This window comes from Massilia arenae, assembly GCF_008014745.1.
Lineage (GTDB): Bacteria > Pseudomonadota > Gammaproteobacteria > Burkholderiales > Burkholderiaceae_D > Telluria > Telluria arenae.
In genome coordinates this window covers 353,019-374,335 of sequence record NZ_VPFD01000004.1, presented here as the reverse complement: position 1 = coordinate 374,335, position 21,317 = coordinate 353,019, and the positions used below count along the sequence as shown (strand labels likewise).

The 21,317-nt window shown below is 63.1% G+C and carries 20 protein-coding genes and 1 pseudogene; 16 read left to right on the top strand and 5 right to left on the bottom strand.

What is annotated here, in order from left to right; all coding sequences use genetic code 11:
- Positions 1–53: 53 nt before the first annotated feature.
- The 5 genes from alaS to FVD38_RS05825 all read left to right on the top strand — a co-directional run bounded on the left by alaS (position 54) and on the right by FVD38_RS05825 (position 7,231).
- Entirely contained in the window at positions 54–2,663 is a 2,610-nt protein-coding gene (gene alaS / locus FVD38_RS05845) for an alanine--tRNA ligase (RefSeq protein WP_147933940.1), read from the top strand.
- A gap of 497 nt (positions 2,664–3,160) precedes the next feature.
- On the top strand, positions 3,161–3,388 hold the full coding sequence (locus FVD38_RS05840; protein ID WP_040777452.1) for a sulfurtransferase TusA family protein: 228 nt from the start codon (positions 3,161–3,163) through the stop codon (positions 3,386–3,388).
- Between the two features lie 214 nt (positions 3,389–3,602).
- On the top strand, positions 3,603–4,352 hold the full coding sequence (locus tag FVD38_RS05835) for an electron transfer flavoprotein subunit beta/FixA family protein (protein ID WP_147933939.1): 750 nt from the start codon (positions 3,603–3,605) through the stop codon (positions 4,350–4,352).
- Between the two features lie 34 nt (positions 4,353–4,386).
- Positions 4,387–5,328, top strand: a complete 942-nt coding sequence (locus tag FVD38_RS05830; protein WP_147933938.1) for an electron transfer flavoprotein subunit alpha/FixB family protein — start codon at positions 4,387–4,389, stop codon at positions 5,326–5,328.
- A 112-nt stretch (positions 5,329–5,440) separates the two neighbouring features.
- Positions 5,441–7,231 carry an acyl-CoA dehydrogenase gene (locus FVD38_RS05825; protein ID WP_147933937.1) on the top strand — a complete coding sequence of 597 codons (1,791 nt, stop codon included), beginning with the start codon at positions 5,441–5,443 and terminating at the stop codon, positions 7,229–7,231.
- Here the strand turns inward: FVD38_RS05825 and FVD38_RS05820 are convergent.
- Positions 7,228–7,641, bottom strand: coding sequence for an NINE protein (locus FVD38_RS05820; RefSeq protein WP_147933936.1), 414 nt, complete (start codon positions 7,639–7,641; stop codon positions 7,228–7,230). The genes FVD38_RS05825 and FVD38_RS05820 overlap by 4 nt on opposite strands.
- A gap of 240 nt (positions 7,642–7,881) precedes the next feature.
- On the opposite strand from FVD38_RS05820, the gene rpsP reads away from it, so the two are divergent.
- The 11 genes from rpsP to FVD38_RS05765 all read left to right on the top strand — a co-directional run bounded on the left by rpsP (position 7,882) and on the right by FVD38_RS05765 (position 17,509).
- Positions 7,882–8,130, top strand: coding sequence for a 30S ribosomal protein S16 (gene rpsP / locus FVD38_RS05815; protein ID WP_123071958.1), 249 nt, complete (start codon positions 7,882–7,884; stop codon positions 8,128–8,130).
- Between the two features lie 48 nt (positions 8,131–8,178).
- The gene (gene rimM, locus FVD38_RS05810) at positions 8,179–8,709 is read left to right on the top strand and encodes a ribosome maturation factor RimM (RefSeq protein ID WP_187271493.1); all 531 of its coding nucleotides are present in this window, start codon (positions 8,179–8,181) and stop codon (positions 8,707–8,709) included.
- A 27-nt stretch (positions 8,710–8,736) separates the two neighbouring features.
- Positions 8,737–9,498, top strand: a complete 762-nt coding sequence (trmD, locus tag FVD38_RS05805; RefSeq protein ID WP_147933935.1) for a tRNA (guanosine(37)-N1)-methyltransferase TrmD — start codon at positions 8,737–8,739, stop codon at positions 9,496–9,498.
- A gap of 116 nt (positions 9,499–9,614) precedes the next feature.
- Positions 9,615–10,001, top strand: coding sequence for a 50S ribosomal protein L19 (gene rplS / locus FVD38_RS05800; protein WP_147933934.1), 387 nt, complete (start codon positions 9,615–9,617; stop codon positions 9,999–10,001).
- Positions 10,002–10,035: 34 nt separating this feature from the next.
- Positions 10,036–10,746: a CoA pyrophosphatase gene (locus tag FVD38_RS05795; protein WP_147933933.1), complete on the top strand. Its 711-nt coding sequence runs from the start codon at positions 10,036–10,038 to the stop codon at positions 10,744–10,746.
- Positions 10,747–10,837: 91 nt separating this feature from the next.
- Complete coding sequence (locus FVD38_RS05790) at positions 10,838–11,797, top strand: CobD/CbiB family protein (protein ID WP_147933932.1); 960 nt, start codon at positions 10,838–10,840, stop codon at positions 11,795–11,797.
- A 131-nt stretch (positions 11,798–11,928) separates the two neighbouring features.
- The gene (locus tag FVD38_RS05785) at positions 11,929–12,282 is read left to right on the top strand and encodes a DUF3579 domain-containing protein (RefSeq protein WP_147933931.1); all 354 of its coding nucleotides are present in this window, start codon (positions 11,929–11,931) and stop codon (positions 12,280–12,282) included.
- Positions 12,283–12,380: 98 nt separating this feature from the next.
- A complete protein-coding gene (locus tag FVD38_RS05780; protein WP_147933930.1) occupies positions 12,381–12,830 on the top strand; it encodes a CBS domain-containing protein in 450 nt (149 codons plus the stop codon).
- A gap of 173 nt (positions 12,831–13,003) precedes the next feature.
- Positions 13,004–15,772, top strand: a complete 2,769-nt coding sequence (locus tag FVD38_RS05775; RefSeq protein ID WP_147933929.1) for a M16 family metallopeptidase — start codon at positions 13,004–13,006, stop codon at positions 15,770–15,772.
- A 103-nt stretch (positions 15,773–15,875) separates the two neighbouring features.
- Entirely contained in the window at positions 15,876–16,664 is a 789-nt protein-coding gene (locus FVD38_RS05770; RefSeq protein ID WP_123071949.1) for an SDR family oxidoreductase, read from the top strand.
- Positions 16,665–16,894: 230 nt separating this feature from the next.
- Positions 16,895–17,509 carry a choice-of-anchor E domain-containing protein gene (locus FVD38_RS05765; RefSeq protein ID WP_147933928.1) on the top strand — a complete coding sequence of 205 codons (615 nt, stop codon included), beginning with the start codon at positions 16,895–16,897 and terminating at the stop codon, positions 17,507–17,509.
- A gap of 86 nt (positions 17,510–17,595) precedes the next feature.
- Here FVD38_RS05765 and FVD38_RS05760 read toward each other — a convergent pair whose 3' ends face one another.
- The 4 genes and pseudogenes from FVD38_RS05760 to FVD38_RS05745 all read right to left on the bottom strand — a co-directional run bounded on the left by FVD38_RS05760 (position 17,596) and on the right by FVD38_RS05745 (position 21,284).
- A complete protein-coding gene (locus tag FVD38_RS05760) occupies positions 17,596–18,204 on the bottom strand; it encodes a PH domain-containing protein (protein ID WP_147933927.1) in 609 nt (202 codons plus the stop codon).
- Positions 18,205–18,263: 59 nt separating this feature from the next.
- Complete coding sequence (locus tag FVD38_RS05755; RefSeq protein WP_147933926.1) at positions 18,264–19,022, bottom strand: GntR family transcriptional regulator; 759 nt, start codon at positions 19,020–19,022, stop codon at positions 18,264–18,266.
- Between the two features lie 52 nt (positions 19,023–19,074).
- The gene (locus tag FVD38_RS05750; protein WP_147933925.1) at positions 19,075–20,145 is read right to left on the bottom strand and encodes a flavodoxin family protein; all 1,071 of its coding nucleotides are present in this window, start codon (positions 20,143–20,145) and stop codon (positions 19,075–19,077) included.
- Positions 20,146–20,282: 137 nt separating this feature from the next.
- Positions 20,283–21,284: pseudogene (locus FVD38_RS05745) on the bottom strand (IS1595 family transposase).
- Positions 21,285–21,317: the final 33 nt, after the last annotated feature.

Sequence of the window (21,317 nt, the reverse complement as noted above, 5' to 3'; positions counted from 1 at the left end):
CTATAATCGTTCCTTTATATGGCACGCTGCCTCATTCCGCCCTTCCAACAGACATGAAATCCTCAGACATTCGCGAAAAGTTCCTGAAGTTCTTTGAATCCAAAGGCCATTCCATCGTGCGTTCCAGCCCGCTGGTGCCTGGCAATGACCCGACCATGCTGTTGACCAATAGCGGGATGGTGCAGTTCAAGGATGTGTTCCTGGGCCTGGATACCCGCCCGTATTCGCGCGCGACCTCGGTCCAGCGCTGCGTGCGCGCCGGCGGCAAGCACAACGACCTGGAAAACGTCGGCTACACCGCGCGTCACCACACCTTCTTTGAAATGCTGGGCAACTTCAGCTTCGGCGACTATTTCAAGCGCGATGCGATCCAGTATGCCTGGGAACTGCTGACGAAAGTCTATGGCCTGCCGGCCGAGAAGCTGACCGTCACCGTCTATTTCGAGGACGACGAAGCCTACGACATCTGGGCCAACGAGATCGGCGTGCCGAAAGAGCGCATCATCCGCATTGGCGACAACAAGGGCGCGCGCTACGCCTCGGACAACTTCTGGCAGATGGCCGACACCGGCCCATGCGGCCCGTGCACCGAGATCTTCTTTGACCACGGCGCCGACATCTGGGGCGGTCCTCCGGGTTCGGCCGAGGAAGACGGCGACCGCTTCATCGAGATCTGGAACCTGGTGTTCATGCAGTTCAACCGCGACGAAGCGGGCAATATGGCCCCGCTGCCGAAGCCGTCGATCGACACCGGCATGGGCATGGAGCGCCTGGCCGCCGTGCTGCAGCACGTGCACAGCAACTACGAGATCGACCTGTTCCAGAATCTGATCAAGGCCGCCGCGCGCGAAACCGGCATCGACGACCTGGGCAACAACTCGCTCAAGGTCATCGCCGACCACATCCGCTCGGCCTCGTTCATGATCGTCGACGGCATCATTCCGAGCAGCGAAGGCCACGGCTACGTCCTGCGCCGCATCATCCGCCGCGCGCTGCGCCACGGCCACAAGCTGGGCCAGACCAAGCCGTTCTTCTACAAGCTGGTGGCCGACCTGGACCTCGAGATGGGCGAAGCCTATCCGGAACTGCGCAACGTGAAAGACCGCGTGGCGTCGGTGCTGAAGGCCGAGGAAGAGCGTTTCGGCGAGACCCTGGAAAACGGCATGAAGATCCTGGAAGCCCAGCTGGCCAAGGATCCGAAGAACCTCGATGGCGCCACCGCCTTTACCCTGTACGACACCTACGGCTTCCCGCTCGACCTGACCGCCGACATCTGCCGCGAGCGCAACGTGACGCTCGACGAGGCCGGCTTCGCCGCCGCCATGGAACAGCAGAAGAAGACCGCGCGCGCCGCCGGCAAGTTCAAGATGGCCGCCAACGTCGAGTACGCAGGCGAGAAGACCAAGTTCGTCGGCTACGACTCGCTGGCCCACAACACCCACGTGCTGGCGCTGTACGCCGACGGCGTGAAGGTCGACGAGCTCAAGGCCGGCCAGGCCGGCATCGTCGTGCTCGACACCACCCCGTTCTATGCCGAATCGGGCGGCCAGGTCGGCGACCAGGGCGTCATCGGTACTGCCGGCATGCAGTTCGACGTGGAAGACACGCTCAAGATCCAGGCCGACGTGTTCGGCCACCACGGCGTGCTGCGCGAGGGTTCGCTGAAGGTCGGCGACACTGTCGACGCGCAGGTCGATACCGGCAAGCGCGGCCGCACCATCCGCAACCACTCGGCGACCCACCTGATGCACAAGGCCTTGCGCGAAGTGCTGGGCAGCCACGTGCAGCAAAAGGGTTCGCTGGTCGATCCGGACAAGACCCGCTTCGACTTCAGCCACCCGCAAGCCCTGACCGCCGACGAAATCGCGCAAGTGGAAGCCATCGTCAACCGCGAAATCCTGGAGAACCACCCGACCCAGTCGCACCACATGTCCTTCGACGACGCCGTCAAGCATGGCGCGATGGCGCTGTTCGGCGAGAAGTATGGCGACACCGTGCGCGTGCTGGACATCGGCACCTCGAAAGAGCTGTGCGGCGGCGTCCACGTGACCCGCACCGGCGACATCGGCCTGTTCAAGATCGTGTCGGAAGGCGGCGTCGCCGCCGGCATTCGCCGCGTGGAAGCGGTGACGGGCGAGGGCGCCCTGGCGCTGGTGCAGTCGATCAACCGCAAGCTGGTCGAAGCGGCCGGCGCGCTCAAGACCAGCCCGGACGAGCTGACCACCCGCATCGCCCAGGTGCAGGACCAGGTCAAGACCCTGGAAAAAGAAGTCGCCGCGCTGAAATCGAAGCTGGCGGCCGGCCAGGGCGACGAGCTGCTGGGCAAGGCAGTCGACGTCAATGGCATCAAGGTGCTGGCGGCAACGATGGAAGGCGCCGACGTCGCCACCCTGCGCGAAGCCATGGACAAGCTGAAGGACAAGCTGGGCACGGCCGCCATCGTGTTGGCCAGTGTGGTCGATGGCAAGGTCAGCCTGATCGCGGGCGTGACCAAGGATGCCATCGGTAAAGTCAAAGCCGGCGAGCTGGTGAACTTCGTCGCACAGCAGGTAGGCGGCAAGGGCGGCGGCCGTCCTGATATGGCGCAAGCAGGCGGCACCGATCCTTCGGGCCTGCCGGCAGCGCTGGCTGGTGTGGCTGGCTGGGTCGGCGAACGCGCCTGATCTTTAGCAAACGTCACCTTTAGAATCTAGCTTCAACACGTCGTCCCTGCAATCAGCTTTACCACGTCGTCCCCGCGCAGGCGGGGACCCAAGTCCTTTGCGCAGCCACTACGATTTACGTAGGCTCAGCGCATGAAAACTTGGGTCCCCGCCTGCGCGGGGACGACGCGTTTGGGGTGGTGGCAATGTGTAGCCCCGATCCCGACCGAAAGTGGTAACACTTTGTTTTCATGGTCATTCGGACTATTGCGCGCCCCAATTCGGACCGCATCTAGAGGGCATGCTGCACCGCTGCAGTGCCGATTCGTGAGCATCCAGTACACACTCAATGTAATACGGTCAAGCAATTCACATTGCGGTTGCAATCCTGCAACAATGTGTGACTATTTTGGTGCGGTGCGTCATACTGCCCGAATTGGAGTAGTATGCGACTGAAGTTGGACCACTTAATCAAAGCAGGTAATGCGATGAGCGATATTACTTTTGAAACCGACACCATGGAATTCCAGAGAGACCTGGATGCACGCGGACTGAACTGCCCGCTGCCCATCCTCAAAGCCAAGAAGGCGCTCGCCGAGATGGAAACCGGCCAGGTGCTGCGCATCGTTGCCACCGATACCGGCTCCGTGCGCGACTTTCAGGCCTTCGCCAAACAAACCGGCAATGCCTTGCTGGCTCATACCCATGAGAATGGCGAGTTCACCTTCCTGATGCGCCGCAAATAATGTGACAGGCTGCAGCCGATGCTGCGGCCGCGTGCGTACCCTGAGACGGGGCATCCAGCCCCGTTCGCTCCCCTTGTAAAAACCGAAATGGGCCGATTAGGTGTTTTCCTCTAACTAAAAATCGCACGATCGTGCTTTAATTTGGCCCGGAGCGTCGATTTCTCATATAATCTATGCCACTTATTTCGATCCATCCCATTTTTAAAGGCACCCTATGAAAGTCCTGGTACCCGTCAAACGCGTGGTCGACTACAACGTCAAGGTTCGCGTCAAGTCCGACAATAGCGGCGTCGATGTCGCCAACGTCAAGATGTCGATGAACCCGTTCGACGAGATCGCACTCGAAGAGGCAACCCGCCTGAAAGAGGGCGGCAAGGTCACCGAAGTGGTGGCGGTCTCGGTGGGCGTGGCCCAGTGCCAGGAAACCCTGCGTACCGGCATGGCGATCGGCGCCGACCGCGGCATCCTGGTGGAAACCGCCGGCGACACCGAGCCGCTGGCCGTGGCCAAGATCGTCAAGGCGCTGGCCGACAAGGAGCAGCCGCAGCTGATCATCCTGGGCAAGCAGGCGATCGACGACGATTCGAACCAGACCGGCCAGATGCTGGCTGCGCTGCTGGGCTGGCCGCAAGCCACGTTCGCGTCGAAAGTCGTGCTGGAAGACGGTAAAGTGACCGTGACGCGCGAAGTCGACGGCGGCCTGGAAACCGTGGCCCTGACCCTGCCCGCCATCATCACCACCGACCTGCGCCTGAACGAGCCGCGCTACGTGACGCTGCCGAACATCATGAAGGCAAAGAAGAAGCCGCTCGAGACCATCAAGCCAGAAGACCTGGGCGTCGACGTCGCGCCGCGCCTGAAGACCCTGAAGGTCGTCGAGCCGGCCAAGCGTTCGGCCGGCGTCAAGGTGCCGGACGTGGCGACCCTGGTGCAGAAGCTGCGCACCGAAGCCAAAGTCATCTGAGCCGTCTGTCGTTACTTAATACATAGGAATCAACATGGTCGCATTAGTCATTGCTGAACACGACAACGGCTCCCTGAAGGGCGCTACCCACCACACCGTGACCGCGGCCGCCCAGTGCGGCGCAGGTGGTGCAAATGAGGTCCACATCCTGGTTGCCGGCAGCAACTGCGGGGCCGCCGCCGAAGCCGCCGCCCAGATCGCCGGCGTGGCCAAGGTGCTGGTCGCCGACGCGCCGCACTTCGCCGACGGCCTGGCCGAGAACGTGGCCGAGCAGATCCTGGCCATCGCCGGCGACTACTCGCACATCCTGGCCCCGGCCACCGCCTACGGCAAGAACATCCTGCCGCGCGTGGCCGCCAAGCTGGACGTGGCGCAGATCTCCGAGATCACCAAGGTCGACTCGCCCGACACCTTCGAGCGTCCGATCTACGCCGGCAATGCCATCGCCACCGTGCAGTCGAGCGACAAGGTCAAGGTCATCACCGTGCGCGGCACCGCCTTCGATTCGGCAGCCGGCGGCGGTTCGGCCGCCATCGAAAACGTGACTGCCGTCGCCGACTCGGGCACCTCGACCTTCGTGGGTCGCGAGCTGGCCAAGTCGGACCGTCCCGAGCTGACCGCCGCCAAGGTGATCGTCTCTGGTGGTCGCGGCATCGGCTCGGCCGACAACTTCAAGATCCTGGAGCCGCTGGCCGACAAGCTGGGCGCCGCCATGGGCGCTTCGCGCGCCGCGGTCGACGCCGGCTTCGTGCCGAACGACTGGCAGGTTGGCCAGACCGGCAAGATCGTCGCTCCGACCCTGTACATCGCGGTCGGCATTTCAGGCGCGATCCAGCACTTGGCCGGCATGAAGGATTCGAAGACCATCGTCGCCATCAACAAGGATCCGGAAGCGCCGATCTTCTCGGTCGCCGACTACGGCCTGGTGGGCGACCTGTTCGAGGTCGTGCCGGAGCTGGTCAAGGAACTGGGCTGACCGGCCGGCGCGCTCATCGAGACTGACGCGCGCCACAGGCACCCGCACACGCCGTTCCCGCCCGCGCAGGAACGGCGTTTTTTTTGCACGAGAGACCATCAGGAGACAATAGGTGAGCTATAACGCCCCGCTGAAAGACATGCAGTTCGTCCTCAATGAACTGGCCAACCTCGCCGAGGTCAATGCGCTGCCCGGCTGCGAGGACGCGACGCCCGACACCGTGGAAGCGGTGCTGGAAGAAAACGCGAAATTCTGCGGCGAAGTGATCGCCCCGCTGAACCATGCCGGCGACAAGGAGCCCAGCTTCTGGAAGGATGGCGCGGTCACCACGACCAAGGGTTTCAAGGAAGCCTTCCGCGCCTACGCCGACGCTGGCTGGCAGGGCGTTCAGCACCCGCAGGAATTCGGCGGCCAGGGCTTGCCCAAGCTGGTGGCCACGCCCTGCATGGAGATGCTGCACGGCGCCAACCTGTCGTTCGCGCTGGTCGCGCTGCTGTCCGACGGCGCCATCGAGGCGCTGCTCACCGCCGGTTCCGACGAACAGAAAGCACGCTTCCTCGAACCGCTGATCTCGGGCCAGTGGACCGGCACCATGAACCTGACCGAGCCGCAGGCCGGTTCCGACCTGGCGGCCGTGCGCACCCGCGCCGAGCCGCAGGGTGATGGCACCTATAAAATCTTCGGCACCAAGATCTTCATCACCTATGGCGATCACGACATGACCGAGAACATCGTCCACCTGGTGCTGGCGCGCACACCCGATGCGCCGCCGGGCGTGAAGGGCATCTCGCTGTTCATCGTGCCGAAATTCCTGATCAACGACGATGGTTCATTAGGGAGCCGCAACGACGTGCACTGCGTCTCGATCGAGCACAAGCTGGGCATCAAGGCCAGCCCGACGGCCGTGCTGCAGTTCGGCGACGGCGGCGGCGCGATCGGCACCCTGGTGGGCGAAGAGAACCGCGGCCTGGAATACATGTTCATCATGATGAACGCGGCCCGCTTCGGCGTCGGCATGCAGGGCGTCGGCCTGGCCGAACACGCCTACCAGCAGGCGGTGGCGTTTGCAAAAGACCGCATCCAGTCGCGCGAAGTGTCGGGATCAAGCGCTCCCGTGGCGATCATCAACCACCCGGACGTGCGCCGCATGCTGATGTCGATGCGCGCGCAGACCGAGGCCGCGCGTGCGCTGGCCTACGTCGGCGCCGGCATCTCGGACCTGGCGCATCACCATCCCGATGAGGCGACCCGCCAGGCGAACCTGGCCATGTATGAATACCTGGTCCCGGTCATCAAGGGCTGGTCGACCGAGATGAGTGAAAACGTCGCGCGCGACGGCGTGCAGGTGCATGGCGGCATGGGCTTCATTGAAGAGACCGGTGCGGCCCAGCATTACCGCGACGCCAAGATCCTCACCATTTATGAGGGCACGACGGCGATCCAGGCCAACGACCTGGTGGGGCGCAAGACGGTGCGCGATGGCGGTGCGGTGGCCAAGGCGCTGATCGCGCAGATCCGCGCGGTCGAAGCCCAACTGGGCGAGGTGCAGGGAGAAGACTACGCCGCGATCGCGCGCAGCCTGCGGGAGGGTGCGGCCGCGCTGGAGCAGGTGGTCGACTACGTGGTCGCCAACGTCAAATCGGACGTGCGCGCCGTGTTTGCCGGCAGCGTGACGTACCTGAAACTGGCCGGGATCGTGCTGGGTGGCTGGCAGATGGCGCGCGCGGCGCTGGTCGCGCAAGGCAAGCTCGATGCGGGCGAGGGCGATGCCGCCTTCTATCGCGCCAAGATCGCCACCGCGCGCTTCTTCGCCGATCACATCCTGTCGCAGGCGCCGGGGCTGCGCACGTCGATCGTCGACGGCGCGGCGGGTGTGCTGGCGCTGGACGTCGAGCAGTTTTAACCGTAGGCGCCGCCGGTAAACAGGATGTCGAACAGCCGCGCCATCGTCCCGATCAGGACGATGGCGCCGGTCAGCATCGTGATCACCAGCAGCACCGGCAAGATCCAGTTCGAGCGCGATTGCCGGCCGCTGCCGGCATTGTATTTCGCATCCCACTTCTCGTCGGGCGTCAGCCCGATCACCAGCGCTTCAATGAAGCCGGCGATGCACGACACCAGCAGCGGCAGGATCACATAGAAGGGGTGCGGCTTGACCGCGCCCCACAGGATGCCGGTGACGGGCAGCGCGCACAGGTGCAGCAGCCCGATCCGGTCGGCGCCCGGCTTGAGGTAGAAGCGGTGCGCGCCGATCCCGCCCAGCAGCAGGGCGAGCAGGGTGGCGACGGTCTTGTTCTTGTGGGCAGCGGCCATGTCATGTTGTTCATTAGTTCAGGACAGCAAGAGTATGGTCGAGATTTGCAGGAATGGCACGTTTCACGCGACAAGCTGCGGATTTGGGCGGATGGCCGGTGGCGGTGTGTTGAAAAATCAGCGATAATGGCTGATTCTTCTGGGACTGCGCGCCCGTTGTCATTAACGCTTGCTGCTGTTCGGTGTCGCGCGCTATAATCGTCGACTTTCTCCGTCCAGAACAACTTTTTCGGAAATATTATGGTCGTTATTCGTTTGGCTCGTGGTGGCGCTAAAAAGCGTCCGTTCTTCAATATCGTTGCAACCGATTCGCGCAACCGTCGCGATGGTCGTTTCATCGAGCGCATCGGTTTCTACAACCCGATGGCTTCGGGCGCCGAAGTCGGCCTGCGTATCGCTGCTGACCGTCTGGCTCACTGGCAAGGCGTTGGCGCACAACTGTCGCCAACCGTCGCTCGCCTGGTCGCCCAGCAAAAGCCAGCTGCTTAATCTTAAGCAGGCAAACTTGTAGTGAACGATTCAGCAGTAATGAGCGGGGTGCAAATCCCCGATGACCTGACTCCGGTCGGTTATGTTTCCGGTGCGTATGGCATTGTGGGCGGCATTCGTGTCTCCCCGCATTCGCCCGAGGCCGATGCGCTGCTGAGCGTGAAAACCTGGTGGCTCGACAAGCCGACCCTGCACGCCGTTTCGGTACGGAGTGCAAGGCTGCACGGTGGCGATGTTGTCGCTACCCTGGTCGGCATGCGTGACCGCGATGAAGCCGAGGCGCTCAAGGGCGCAACGGTGCAGGTCGCGCGCAGCGAGTTTCCAGCGCTCGAAGAGGGCGAGTTCTACTGGTCCGATCTGATCGGCCTGGATGTGGTCAACCTGCAGGGTGAAGCCCTGGGCAAGGTGACCGACATGATGCACAACGGCGCGCAATCGATTTTGCGCATCACTCCGGTCGCTGATCCAGCGTCCGAAGGCAAGGCGCAAGAGCGCCTCGTGCCGTTCGTGGACCAGTTCGTCAAGACCGTCAGCCTCGAGCAACAACTGATTACGCTGGATTGGGGTCTCGATTTTTGAGCCCGTCCGTTAGAGGAGCAAGTCGCGATGCAGTTTGACGTCGTCAGCTTGTTCCCTGAAATGTTCGCCGCATTGACGCAGTCGGGAGTCACCCGGCGCGCCTTCGAGCAGCAACGCTGGGGCCTGCAGATCTGGAATCCACGCGATTTCACGCAGGACCGCCACCGCACCGTGGACGATCGCCCTTATGGCGGCGGTCCCGGCATGGTGATGATGGCCAAGCCGCTCGAAGCGACGATCAATGCAGCAAAGCAAAGACAAATCGAGCTCGGCCTGCCAAGTCCGCGCGTGGTGTTCATGTCGCCGCAAGGCAAGCCATTGACCCACGAACGCGCGATGGCGCTCAAGGACGAGCCCGGCCTGGTGATTTTATGCGGCCGCTACGAAGCGGTGGACCAGCGCCTGCTGGACCGCTGCGTCGATGAGGAAATTTCTCTCGGCGACTTCGTGCTGTCGGGCGGTGAATTGCCGGCCATGGCCTTGATGGATGCAGTGGTGCGCCTGATTCCCGGCGTGCTGGGCGACGATGCCTCGGCGGTCGAAGACAGCTTCGTCAACGGCCTGCTCGATTCGCCGCATTACACGCGGCCGGAAATGTACGAAGACGTGCCGGTGCCGCCGGTCCTGATGGGCGGCAACCATGCCGAGATCGTCAAGTGGCGCCGCCAGCGCATGCTGGAAGCGACCGCGGCGAAGCGGCCCGATCTGCTGGACAAGGCGCGCGCCGCCGGTCAGCTGAGCAAGAAAGATGAACAGTTTTTGGCAGGGTTGGTCGAACCTGCAAGTTAAGAATATGTGCCGGTAATACAGGTGCATGCAACGGCGGACGCGTTGTCCGTCGTTCAACCCCATCCTCTACTGGGCGAAGGTAGTGCCAGCAAGATGGTTTTTGGAGTCATAAAAAAATGAATCTGATTCAACAACTCGAGCAAGAAGAAATCGCGCGCCTCGGCCGTTCGATTCCTGATTTCGCACCTGGCGATACCGTTATCGTCAGCGTCAACGTCGTCGAAGGCAACCGCAAGCGCGCCCAGGCATACGAAGGCGTCGTGATTTCGCGTCGTAACCGTGGCCTGAACTCGAACTTCATCGTTCGTAAGATCTCGTCCGGCGAAGGCGTCGAGCGTACGTTCCAGCTGTACTCGCCGCTGATCGCTTCGATCGAAGTGAAGCGTCGTGGTGACGTCCGTCGTGCGAAGCTGTACTACCTGCGCGAACGTTCGGGCAAGTCGGCACGTATCAAAGAAAAACTGCCACAGCGTCGCGTCAAGACCGTCGCTGCTGCCGAGTAATCTTACTCGTGCTCAGAAAAAGGCATCCGCAAGGATGCCTTTTTCTATTCTGGCGCAGTATTGCAAAGGATTCAGTTTGGCCAAATTCATTTTCGATCCGACCCAGTTGCCGGTGACCAGCCTGGCCGGCGAGGCGCCGGTGGCGCCCGCGCGCCTGATCCCTGCCGCGCTGCGCGCACGCTTTGCGCAAACCCTGCCATGGGAAGAGGAAGCGTCGGACGAAGGCCGCGGCATGACGGGCGCTACCTTGCGCCGTGCATCCGTGCTGGTGCCGCTGGTGGCGCGCCCCGAGGGGGTAACCGTGCTGCTGACCTTGCGCACCGACCATTTGTCCAGCCATGCCGGCCAGATCAGTTTTCCCGGCGGCCGGGCCGAAGAACTCGATTCGTCCCCGATCGAAACGGCGCTGCGCGAAACCGAAGAAGAAGTCGGCCTGCACCGCCGCCATATCGAGATCATCGGCGTACTGCCCGATTACACCACCGTCAGCGCCTATCGCGTGACGCCGGTGGTGGCCCTGGTCCAGCCGCCATTCGAGCTGCAGCCCGATCCGGGCGAAGTGGCCGAGGCGTTCGAAGTGCCCCTGAGCTTCCTGATGGACGGCCTGAACCACCAGCGCCGGGTATTCGAATTGCCGCAAGGAGCGGGGCGGCGTGCCTTTTATACGATGCCGTACGAGCAATATTTTATCTGGGGCGCGACGGCCGCCATGCTGCGCAACCTCTTCCATTTCCTTCGCGCTTAGAGCTTACTTACACTCAGGGATTTGATTCTGGCAGGCTTCTCCGCTATCGTAACGGGGCAGTCGTATTGCCATAACAAAAAAGGGTTCCTGAATGACATTCTTTTCCATCTTGTGCGCACTGCTCATCGAGCAACTGAAACCGCTGCGCGCCGATAACCAGGTGTATGGCGGCGTCAAGTCGCTCGCCGTGCGCATCGAGACCTGGTTCAATGCCGGCGAGCAAAAGAATGGGCGCATGGGCTGGATCCTGATGATGAGCGCCCTGATGCTGCCGACCTGGCTCGTCTACTGGTTCTTCATGCATTACAACCTGGTGTTCCTGGCCTTTGCCTGGAATGTCCTGATCGTCTACTTGACCCTCGGTTTCCGTCACTACAGCCATTACTTCACCTCGATCCAGTTCGCGCTCAATTCGGGCGACGAACCGCGGGCGCGCACCCTCCTGGCCGAATGGACGAGGCTCGACACCGTCGGGATGGATAGCACCGAGATCACCCGCATCGCGGTCGAGAAGGCCTTGATCACGACCCACCGCAATGTGTTCGGTGTGTTCTTCTGGTTCCTGATGCCGCTGGGGCCGGCGGGCGCCGTGATGTACCGCGTGTCCGAATACCTGTCGCGCGCCTGGAACGAGCCCGACCATATGCGCAACGAAGCCTTCGGCCAGTTCGCCGCCAAGGCCTTCTACTGGATCGATTGGGTGCCGGTGCGCCTGACGGCGGTGGCCTTTGCCGTCGTCGGCAATTTCGAGGACGCCGTCTATGCCTGGCGCAACTTTGCCAACCGCTGGACCGACGAGGCGCGCGGCATCATCCTGTCGGCCGGCGGCGGCGCGATGGGTGTGCGCCTCGGCACGCCGAACGAAAATGCGCCACAATTGCTACCGGCGGACGCCGCCACGGTGGACTTGAGCGAAAGCGACGTGGATGTGATGCCGGGCGAGGAGCCGAACGTCCGCGCCCTGCAGAGCACGGTTGGACTGGTGTGGCGTGCCCTGATCTTGTGGATGATCCTGCTGTTGCTGACGTCGAGCGTGGCCTGGCTGCGCTGAGTGTGGCGCGCCGGGTCTCGTCCTCAAGTCTTCTATAAGATATAATACTGCCTGTACCGAGCAAAGCCGTATTGCACTGAGCCGAATTTGCTCTCACCCACGCAGTATTTTCTGTCTGAGCCCGTAGGACTATGACCGACCAAGCGCCACCCAAGGATGATGAACTCTCTGGCGAGTTTTTCATCCTGGGCATCACGAATAAAGGCAAGACGTTCCGCCCCAGCGACTGGGCCGAGCGCCTGTGCGGCGTTATGGCCTGCTATTGCCCCGGTTCTGGCGGCCCCAATGCCCACCTGAAATTCTCCCCCTACGTCTACCCGACCGTGGTCAACGGCACCAAGGCCGTCGTGGTCAACCGCAGCCTGCAAAAGATCGAGCCGATGGCCTATCACTTTGTGATCAGTTTCGCCAAGGACAATGATATGCAGGTGGTCGATGCCTGTTTCGTGCCCTTGCCGGGCGAAAAGAAACCAGGCGCCGCCTGAACATCCCCGCAAGCTAGCAGCCATTGGCGCTTTGATCGAAATCAAAGCGCCAATTTTGTTTTGGCCTAGCCTCACCCGGATCAAGGGAGGGGGCCATTATGCGCATCGGCGAAATCTGTACCACTGACACCATCTGCTGCACCCGCGACGAGACCGTGCAGGGCGCCGCCATGCTGATGCGCCGTCACCACGTCGGCGACCTGGTCGTGGTCGATACCGACGGCGGCGGTAACGTCCCGCTCGGCATCCTGACCGATCGCGACATCGTGCTGGCCGTCATCGCCCCCGGGCTCGACCCGGCCAGCCTGCTGGCGGGCGACATCATGAGCGACGACCTGCTCACTGCGGGCGAGTCCGACGATGTCTACGAGACCATCGAGCACATGCGGCTGCGCGGCATCCGCCGGGTGCCGGTCGTGGATGCCCAGGGCAACCTCTGCGGCATCGTCAGCGCCGACGACCTCCTCGAGTTCCTCGCCGAAGAGATGAGCGAGCTGTCACGGATCGGCTCCTGGCAGCAATCGCACGAACGCCGGGTGCGCCAATAGCTGTTCGTTAGTTGCTGCAAAGTATTGAACGATGCGACCTCGGCCTGTCAACCCCGTATGCGGATAGGCAACAAGTAGCGTCCCCGTCTGCTACCATCGCAGGTTCAAGCGGGACGGCTGGCGTCCCGCCGAACAGACGGGACACCATGGATTCGAGATTTCAGCTGCGCGGAATGTCCGCGCACGTAGCGGCGGGCTGCCTGGCCCTGGTCATGATCGCGCCGGCAACCGCCGCCGCCCCTGCAGCCCCAGGCGCCGCCAAGGCCGCCACCGGCGCAGCGCTCCCCAAGGGCGTGACCCTCGGCCCGTCGGTCGAAGGCATCACCGAATACCGCCTGGCCAACGGCTTGAAAGTGCTGTTGTTCCCGGACGCCTCGCGGCCGACCGTGACCGTCAACGTCACTTACCTGGTCGGCTCGCGCCACGAGAACTACGGCGAGACCGGCATGGCCCACCTGCTCGAGCACCTGCTGTTCAAGGGCGCGAAGAACAACCGCGACATCACCAAGCAGTTCTCCGAGCGCGGCATGCAGTTCAACGGCACCACCTCGCTCGACCGCACCAATTACTACGAAGTGTTCCAGGCCTCGCCGGAAAACCTGGACTGGGCCTTGCAGATGGAGGCCGACCGCATGGTCAATTCCTTCGTCTCGGCCAAGGATCTCGCTTCCGAGATGACCGTGGTGCGCAACGAGTACGAAGCCGGTGAAAATGAGCCCGGCAACGTGCTGTTCAAGCGCATGCAAAGCGTCGCCTACGACTGGCACAGCTATGGCCGCTCAACCATCGGCAACCGCAGCGACATCGAGAACGTGCGCATCGAGAACCTGCAGGCTTTCTATCGCACCTATTACCAGCCCGACAATGCGGTGCTGCTGGTGGCCGGCCAGTTCGACGAGCGCGCGACCCTGGCCAAGATCAACCGCCTGTTCGGCGCGATCCCGAAACCCAAGCGCACGCTGCCGGCCTTCTGGACGGTCGAGCCGACCCAGGACGGCGAGCGCAGCTTCGCCGTGCGGCGCCAGGGCGATATGCAGTTCGTGGCGGTTGGCTACAAGATCCCGTCCGACCTGCATCCCGAAGCCGAGGCGCTCGGCTTCGCTGCCGAAATCATGGGCGATGCGCCCAACGGCCGCCTGCACAAGCTGCTGGTCGAGACCGGCAAGGCCAGCCAGGTGTTCAGCTTCGGCCAGACCGGCTATGCGCCGGGCCTGCAATTCTTCGGCGCCGTGGTCAAGTTGGGCGAGCCGATCGAGCCGGTGCGCGAGGCGCTGACCCAGGCGGTCGAGGAACTGGCCAGCAAGCCGCCTACTACCGAGGAACTGGAACGGGTACGTCGCTCCTGGCTGAACACGGTCGAGCGCAGCCTGAACAATCCACAGGCGGTCGGCGTGGCCCTGTCCGAACCGGTCGCCCTGGGCGACTGGCGCATGTATTTCGTGGGCCGCGAGCGCGTGCAAAAGATGACGGCCGAACAGGTTGCCGCCAGCGCGGGACGTTACTACCTGCGCAGCAACCGCACGACCGGCACCTTCATCCCGGAAGAAGCGTCCAAGCGCGCCGAACTGCCACCGGCGCCCACGGTGACTGAGGCAATGAAGGACTTCAAGCCAGCCGTCTCGAACCTGGTGTCGGAGAATTTCGAGCCGAGCCAGCAAAACATCATGAAGCGCACCACCCTGACCACCGCTGGCGGCGTCAAGCTGGCCCTGCTGCCGAAAAAGAACCGGGGCGAGACCGTGACGGTCGACCTGCGCCAGCACTTCGGCGACGAGAAAAGCCTGTTCGGCAAGGGCACGACCCAGGCCCTGACGAATCTGATGCTGATGCGCGGCACGACCCGTTATACGCGCGCCGAACTGGCCGACGCGTTCGAGAAACTCAAGATCGCCGGCAGTCCCACCCATTTCCAGACCACGCGCGCCAACCTGGCAGAGGCGCTCAAGCTCGTGGCCCATGTGCTCAGGGAGCCGGCTTTCCCTGAATCCGAATTCGAGCAATTGCGCCAGCAACTGCTGGTCGGCATCGAAGCGGGCCGCAACGAACCGCAAAGCGCGGCCGTGCGCGCGCTCAGCCAGCACTTCAACCGCTATCCGCGCGGCGACATCCGTTACTCGCCGAGCCTGGAAGAGCAGCTCGAAGAAGCGAAGGCGGCGCGCCTCGCGGACGTCAAGGCCTTCCACGGCCAGTTCTACGGCGCCAATCCAGCCGAGATGGCCATCGTGGGCGACTTCGATCCGCAGGAAATCACGCCGCTGGTCAATACCCTGTTCGGCGCCTGGAAAGCGCCGCAGGCGCACGCGCCGGTGCTGGTCGCGCATGCCGAGGTGGCCCCGGTGGCGCGCACCCTGAATACCCCGGACAAGGAAAACGGCTTCTATATCGCACGCCTGAACCTGGACCTGAACATCGACGATGCCGATTATCCGGCCCTGACGCTGGCTAATTACATCTTCGGCGACGGCGGCCTCAAGTCGCGCCTGATGGACCGCATCCGCCAGCAGGATGGCCTGTCGTATGGCGGCGGCTCGGACGTGTCGCCGGGCACGCTGGACCGCGCCGGCAGCTTCACGATCAATGCGATCGCGGCGCCGCAGAACCTGGCCAAGCTCGACGCGGCGGTGCGCGCCGAGCTGGCGCGTGCGCTCAAGGACGGCTTTACTGCCGAGGAACTGCTAGGGGCCAAGTCGGGCCTGATGCAGCAGCGCCTGCAGTCGCGCTCGAACGACGGCGCGCTGGCGTCGGGCTGGACCTCCTTCCTGTACCGCGGCAAGACTTTCGAGGCATCGGCCGAGCTCGAACGCAAGCTGGGGGCCGTGACCTTGCCTCAGCTGAATGCCGCATTTCGCAAGGCGATCGATCCGGCTAAGCTATCGGTATTCATGGCGGGCGACCAAGCCAAGGCAAATGGTCCGGCGACACCCGTAGTTACTATGCCGTAACTACAACAGTTTCCTGACAAAAACTCTCTGGATTGTGACAATGCACGAAGCCATGCGTTAAAATGTTTCTTTTCGGAAGCAAAAGTTTCATCCAGGGAGCATCATGAAGGCCATCAGCAAGCAGCAGCCAGGCGGTTTGTCGTTCACCGGCAAGGTCGTTTTGGTTACCGGAGCCGCCAGTGGCATCGGTCGCGCCATCGCCCTGGCGTTCGGCCGTGCCGGCGCCAGCGTGGTCGTGGCCGACGTGTCGATCGACGGTGGGCACGCCACCGCGGCGATGATCGTCGAAAATGGCGGCAAGGCGCTGTTCGTGCAAAGCAACGTCACCCGCGCCGGCGACGTCGAAGCACTGGTCGAGAAGACCATCAATTACTATGGCCGTCTCGACTTCGCGATCAACAATGCCGCGGTCGAGGAAGAGCGCCAGCCGCTGGCCGACGCCGACGACGAGCAGTTCGACCGCATCATGAACGTCAACGTCAAGGGCGTCTGGCTGTGCATGAAATACCAGCTGCGCCAGATGCAGAAGCAGGGCCATGGCGCGATCGTCAATATGGCTGGCATCGCCGGCCTGGTCGGCAGCCCTAACCATGCGATCTACGGCGCCAGCAAGCACGCGGTGGTCGGCCTGACCAAGAGCGCCGCCGCCGAGTACGCGCGCGAGGGCATCCGCGTCAACGTGCTGTGCCCGGCCGCGGTCAAGACGCCGATGCTGGCGCGCGCTTTCGAGCGCGATCCGGGCATCGAGAAGAAGCTCAAGGCAGCGCATCCGATGGGGCGCTTCGCCGAGGCGGGCGAGGTGGCGCAGGCTGCACTGTGGCTGTGCTCGGACATGGCGTCCTACGTGAACGGCCACGAGATGGTGGTCGACGGTGGTTTCACCGCCGTTTGAGCGAGTTTTCTTGTCGGAAATCTTTACAGTGCGCCGCGTATATACGAGGCGGGAAATCCCAAGTCCTTGTTTTTAATCAAGTATTTCCTAGTGGCATAAATTATGCTTATTGGTTGCATGTCGCCGCATGTAACTAACGCATTTCCATCTAGTGAGACCAACTTGAAAAGACTTTTGCCGCACTGGCGCTTGCCGCCGCTCTGATTCCCGTCGCAGGCGCTCAGGCCGCCGTGATCAGCTTCAACGACAGTATCGGAGTCACGGAAACGGATTGGTCCGAGACGCTACGTTTCAGCAAGTTCAACACCAAGCTCGGCACCCTCAATTCGATCAAGTTCGACTTGAGTGGCTTGGTCAGCGGCGCCGGCTTTGCCGAAAACCGGGGCAGCAGCGCGGCGAAGGTCACCCTGACACTGGGTTCGACCATCGAGCTGACCCGCCCGGATGGCAGCACGCTGGTCGTGGCCAACCCTGTATTCGACCAGCTTTACAACCTTGGCCGCTATGACCGAGTTCTTGACTTCGGTGGCACCTCCGGCGTCAATACCGGGACGGTCGAGGCAAGCAAGGCCGAATCGTTCCTGAGCAGCAGCGCCAGCGATTTCGCCCTGTTCTCGGGTAAAGGTTTCATCGAGCTCGGCCTGAGCGCGCTGGGCACCTCGTTCGCGAAGGGGCCAGGCAACGTGATGACCGGATTCGACACGTACGCATCCGGCGCGGTGCAGGTCACGTATGACTACACCCCATTTGCCGAAGTCCCGGAACCAGCCACGCTGGCGACCATGCTCGCCGGCCTCGGCCTGATCGGCGCCGTGCGCCGCCGCCGCCAAAGCAACAAGGCGTAATCCCGACACGCGCGCAGCGCGCTGCCGGCTGCGGAAAAACCGTCATTGCCTACCCCGGCATGACGGTTTTTTCATGAAGCGCCGCTTCAGTTGTGGATGTACTTGGCGAACACGTCGCTGAAATCGCGTTTGGTGTGCGTATCGAGCATGGCCGTGTTCAGCGCTTCCAGCAATTCGCCGTACTGGCTGACCAGGCTGCCCGCGCCGGGCGCGATATTGAGCTTGTGGACCGAGGCGGTGGCGTCCAGCGTGCGCAGCGCATTGTCGCGGCACACGGCATCGCGTCGTTGCAGCTTGCCGATGGTGGTCAAGGCCTTGTAGATGTCCTTCAGCTGTTCGATGAAGGATTTTTTAACGTCGATCGAGAACTTCGTGTCGTTCACGTTGAACTTCAGCTCGATGTCCATGTCCAGCGTGCCGGCGGTTTCGATGCTGACGTTGGTGATAAGGTTCGACGAATACTCGTAGCGCTTGATCGAACGCTTCGAGGACACGGCCGAATCGCCGTCGACGTGGATCAGGGCCAGGTTGGTGAAGCAGTACTCGTCCTTCTTGCTCTTGATCAGGAAGAAGATCTGCTCACCGTCCTCGGTGAACAGGTAGTCGTCAGCATCGACCTTGCTATAGTCCGCCGGTCCGACGATGACACCGATATCGCTCAACCCCAATGCTTCCGCCGCCATTCTCTTGAACATGATCGTCCTCGTGTGGTGAAAAAAGGTCAGATTAGCATCATTTCATCAGGCTGTACGCATCAGGCTGCAGTGAGCTCGGCCACGAAATCATAGGTATCGCCGCGAAAATACGAGCGGCAAAACTCCACCGCGCGCCCGTCGCGCAAGAAGCCCAGCCGTTCCACGCACAGGCCGGCGTCACCCTCGCGCGCATCGAGCAGGCGCGCCTGTTCGGCGCCCAGCAGCAGGGCCGACAGGCGCTGCAGCGCGCGCACCGGACGGTTGCCGGTCGCCTCGAGCGCCTCGTACATCGAGTCGCCCACCGCGTCGAGCGAGGGCAGGGCGAAGGCGGCGATGGTCGCGTACTCCAGGCACATTGGCGCATCGTCGGCGTAGCGCAGGCGGTTGAAGCGGTACACCGGCGTGCCCGGCGACAGCCGCAGGCGCAGCGCTTCCTCGGGCGTGACCAGGCCTTCCGAGCGCTTGAGCCAATTGCTTTTCGGCACTCGCCCACGGGCGCGTATGTCTTCCGAGAACGAACTCAGCTTGGCGAAATTCTTTTCGATGCGCGTGTTGAGAAAATTGCCGGAACCGGCGCGCCGCACCAATAGACCGTCGTCGACCAGGCTGTCGATCGCCTTGCGCACCGTGATGCGCGAGATGCCCAGCTCCAGCGCCAGCTGGCGCTCGGCGGGCAGGGCGCTCGAGGGGCCGTAGACGCCGTTGTCGATCGCCTGGCGCAGCGCACGCTGTAGTTGCTGGTAGAGCGGCAGCTTGCCGGCGCCGGCGGCGAGGCTGGCCTTGGCGGCGTCGTGCATCAGCTGGACGAGGGGATTCATGCGGCGGGCAGAGTCAGTGGACCGGAAATGATACCGCAGGCCGGGCCGGCGGTCATTTCGGACGCGGATCCTTCAAGGGCTGGCTGACCACGGCGACCCGGCCCGCGCGCACTTCGCGCACGGCGGTGGCCACCGCGCGCGCCACGTTGCGCGTCTCTTCCTGCACCGCGGTGTCCTTGTCGAAGGTCTCGTGGCTGTCGGCATACGATTCGTAATAGCCGATGTAGCGGTCGAGCTGGCCGAAACTGCCCGAGTTGATCAGGCCCATCCATTCAAGCCAGTCCGACAGCGAGCGCCGCGTGCCCTCGATGCCGGCCACATCGCCGTGCACCAGCAGGCCGAAGGCGCGGCCGGCCAGGTGTTTCGGATAATCCCAGCCGTCGCGCTCGATCTGCTTGGCCGCTTCGGCGTCCTTGCCGTGGGTCGACGTCGGGTCGGGATTGCCGCCATCGGCGCAGACCAGGCGGTCGATCATCAGTTTCAATACCGCCGGGGTCTGGTACCAGTAGACCGGGGTGATGATGATGACGCCATGGGCCAGCACCCAGCGCTCGTAGATCTCGTTCATCCAGTCGTTGACCTGGCGCTCGGCGTGGTTCGGGTAGCAGCTGCACGGCCAGTGGCACAGCGGCATCGCGGTCGACACGCAGCCCTTGCACGGGTGGATGTGGCGGTCGTAGTCGGAATTGAGCAGGGAGAGGTCGAGCACGTCGGCCTCGAAGCCCTGTTCCATCAACACGTCCTTGGCCATCTGCGTCATGCGCCAGCTCTTGGAGATCTCGCCGGGACAGGTGCCGTCGTTGCGGGCCGAGGCGTTGATGAGGAGGATGCGGTTGCGCGAGTCGGGATCCTTCTGGTGCCGCTCGGCGCCGAGCAGGCGGTCGCGCGCCTCTTTCCATTCGACCGACAGGTCGTAGCCGGGGTCGGCGAAGCCGGGACCGGCCTTGACCGTGTGCGGGGCCTTGCGGCCGTCCTGGTACGCGTCCCAGGCCACGTCCTCGATTGCCGCCAGTTCGCGGTCGAGCGTTTCGTAGCCGGGGTCCTGGAAGGCCTTGCGAAAGCGCAGGTGGAATTCGTTGCGTCCCAGCTTGGCGGGCGCCTGGCCCTTGCGTACCGTGGTCATGCTGCCTCCGATGCAAATAATGCAATTATCGGACGGGCTCGGGGGCATTAATGTACGGGGGCGCACCTTGGGCGGGTAAAACCGCCGGCCGGCAGCGGGACAGGATGAACCGTCCATACGAGAAGGCGCTGTCATCGTTAGCTGTTGATGACCCCGAATGCAATACGCAGCAATTGCTCGACGGAAGTGACTCGGCCGCCATCGAGCGCCCAATGCCAGCCCAGGTAGTTGAGTAACCAGCGTGACGCCACGCCATGGAAACGCGCCAGCCATTCCTTGAAGCGCCGGTGATAGGCGTTGACATTTTGAACGTGGATGGCCGCCTCGGCGCCGTTGCGGACTCGCTCGCCAGCGCTGAGATTGACAGCCTAGTGGGCGATGCCATGGGCGCGGGCGAAGGGGGGATAGACGGCGTTGGCGTCAGTGACCAGCAGCGCCTGGGGATCGAGTTTCGGCAGCAGATGCTTGACCAGTTGGGCCACCTTCAAGGCGCCGCGGCCGGTGATGGCATCGATGGTCTGCCCGCTGCGGTCGCGCGCCACCAGGATGCAGTCGAGGTGATGCGAAATTCCGCGCAGGGCCGCCCTGCCGCCGCGCTTGCGCGGCTGCAGGGCCGCCCTGCCGCCGCGCTTGCGCGGCTTGCGATCGAGCTTGCGTGAACCCTTCTGCGATTCGAGCAGGAACGTTTCGTCGGCCTCGACGATGCCGAGCAGGCGCTCGGGCCGGTCGTCCTTAACCCGGTCGAGAAAGCGGTGGCGCCAGCGAAAAGTGGTGTTGGGGTGCACGCCGAGCCGCTTGGCCGCAGAGCGGACCGTGCGCGAATCGACGATCGTGTCCAGATAATCGAGCCACTTGCCCTTGTGCCTGAGCCGCGCCAGTGGCGTACCGGTCAGGTCATTGAAAGTGCGTCCGCATGCGCAACAGCGAAAGCGTTGCAGGTCATTAGCGTGACCATGCCGGTGGCAACGCTCGTAGCCGCAATCCGGACAGCGCCGCCCCTTCGACCGGATCTCGTCGATGAGGGCAACCACCCGGTCGAGCCCGGCAGCCGGATGCAGAGCGGCGAGTACTTGCTGGCGCTGCGGCTGGTTCAGCAGCGCCAGCTGCGCGAACAGCTTCTCAAAGTTCGGCGCTTTCATCGTGCGCTCCCGATCGATGGCGACTGGGATTGG

Bases quoted from the DNA above. Each gene is read 5' to 3' on its own strand.
- FVD38_RS05790 (WP_147933932.1), top strand. From the start codon at position 10,838: ATGACATTCTTTTCCATCTTGTGCGCACTGCTCATCGAGCAACTGAAA.
- FVD38_RS05775 (WP_147933929.1), top strand. From the start codon at position 13,004: ATGTCCGCGCACGTAGCGGCGGGCTGCCTGGCCCTGGTCATGATCGCG.
- FVD38_RS05755 (WP_147933926.1), bottom strand. From the start codon at position 19,022: ATGAATCCCCTCGTCCAGCTGATGCACGACGCCGCCAAGGCCAGCCTC.
- rpsP (WP_123071958.1), top strand. From the start codon at position 7,882: ATGGTCGTTATTCGTTTGGCTCGTGGTGGCGCTAAAAAGCGTCCGTTC.
- FVD38_RS05770 (WP_123071949.1), top strand. From the start codon at position 15,876: ATGAAGGCCATCAGCAAGCAGCAGCCAGGCGGTTTGTCGTTCACCGGC.
- trmD (WP_147933935.1), top strand. From the start codon at position 8,737: ATGCAGTTTGACGTCGTCAGCTTGTTCCCTGAAATGTTCGCCGCATTG.
- FVD38_RS05760 (WP_147933927.1), bottom strand. From the start codon at position 18,204: ATGTTCAAGAGAATGGCGGCGGAAGCATTGGGGTTGAGCGATATCGGT.
- FVD38_RS05840 (WP_040777452.1), top strand. From the start codon at position 3,161: ATGGAATTCCAGAGAGACCTGGATGCACGCGGACTGAACTGCCCGCTG.
- FVD38_RS05835 (WP_147933939.1), top strand. From the start codon at position 3,603: ATGAAAGTCCTGGTACCCGTCAAACGCGTGGTCGACTACAACGTCAAG.
- FVD38_RS05785 (WP_147933931.1), top strand. From the start codon at position 11,929: ATGACCGACCAAGCGCCACCCAAGGATGATGAACTCTCTGGCGAGTTT.
- FVD38_RS05750 (WP_147933925.1), bottom strand. From the start codon at position 20,145: ATGACCACGGTACGCAAGGGCCAGGCGCCCGCCAAGCTGGGACGCAAC.
- FVD38_RS05830 (WP_147933938.1), top strand. From the start codon at position 4,387: ATGGTCGCATTAGTCATTGCTGAACACGACAACGGCTCCCTGAAGGGC.
- alaS (WP_147933940.1), top strand. From the start codon at position 54: ATGAAATCCTCAGACATTCGCGAAAAGTTCCTGAAGTTCTTTGAATCC.
- FVD38_RS05795 (WP_147933933.1), top strand. From the start codon at position 10,036: ATGCCTTTTTCTATTCTGGCGCAGTATTGCAAAGGATTCAGTTTGGCC.
- FVD38_RS05820 (WP_147933936.1), bottom strand. From the start codon at position 7,641: ATGGCCGCTGCCCACAAGAACAAGACCGTCGCCACCCTGCTCGCCCTG.
- rplS (WP_147933934.1), top strand. From the start codon at position 9,615: ATGAATCTGATTCAACAACTCGAGCAAGAAGAAATCGCGCGCCTCGGC.
- FVD38_RS05780 (WP_147933930.1), top strand. From the start codon at position 12,381: ATGCGCATCGGCGAAATCTGTACCACTGACACCATCTGCTGCACCCGC.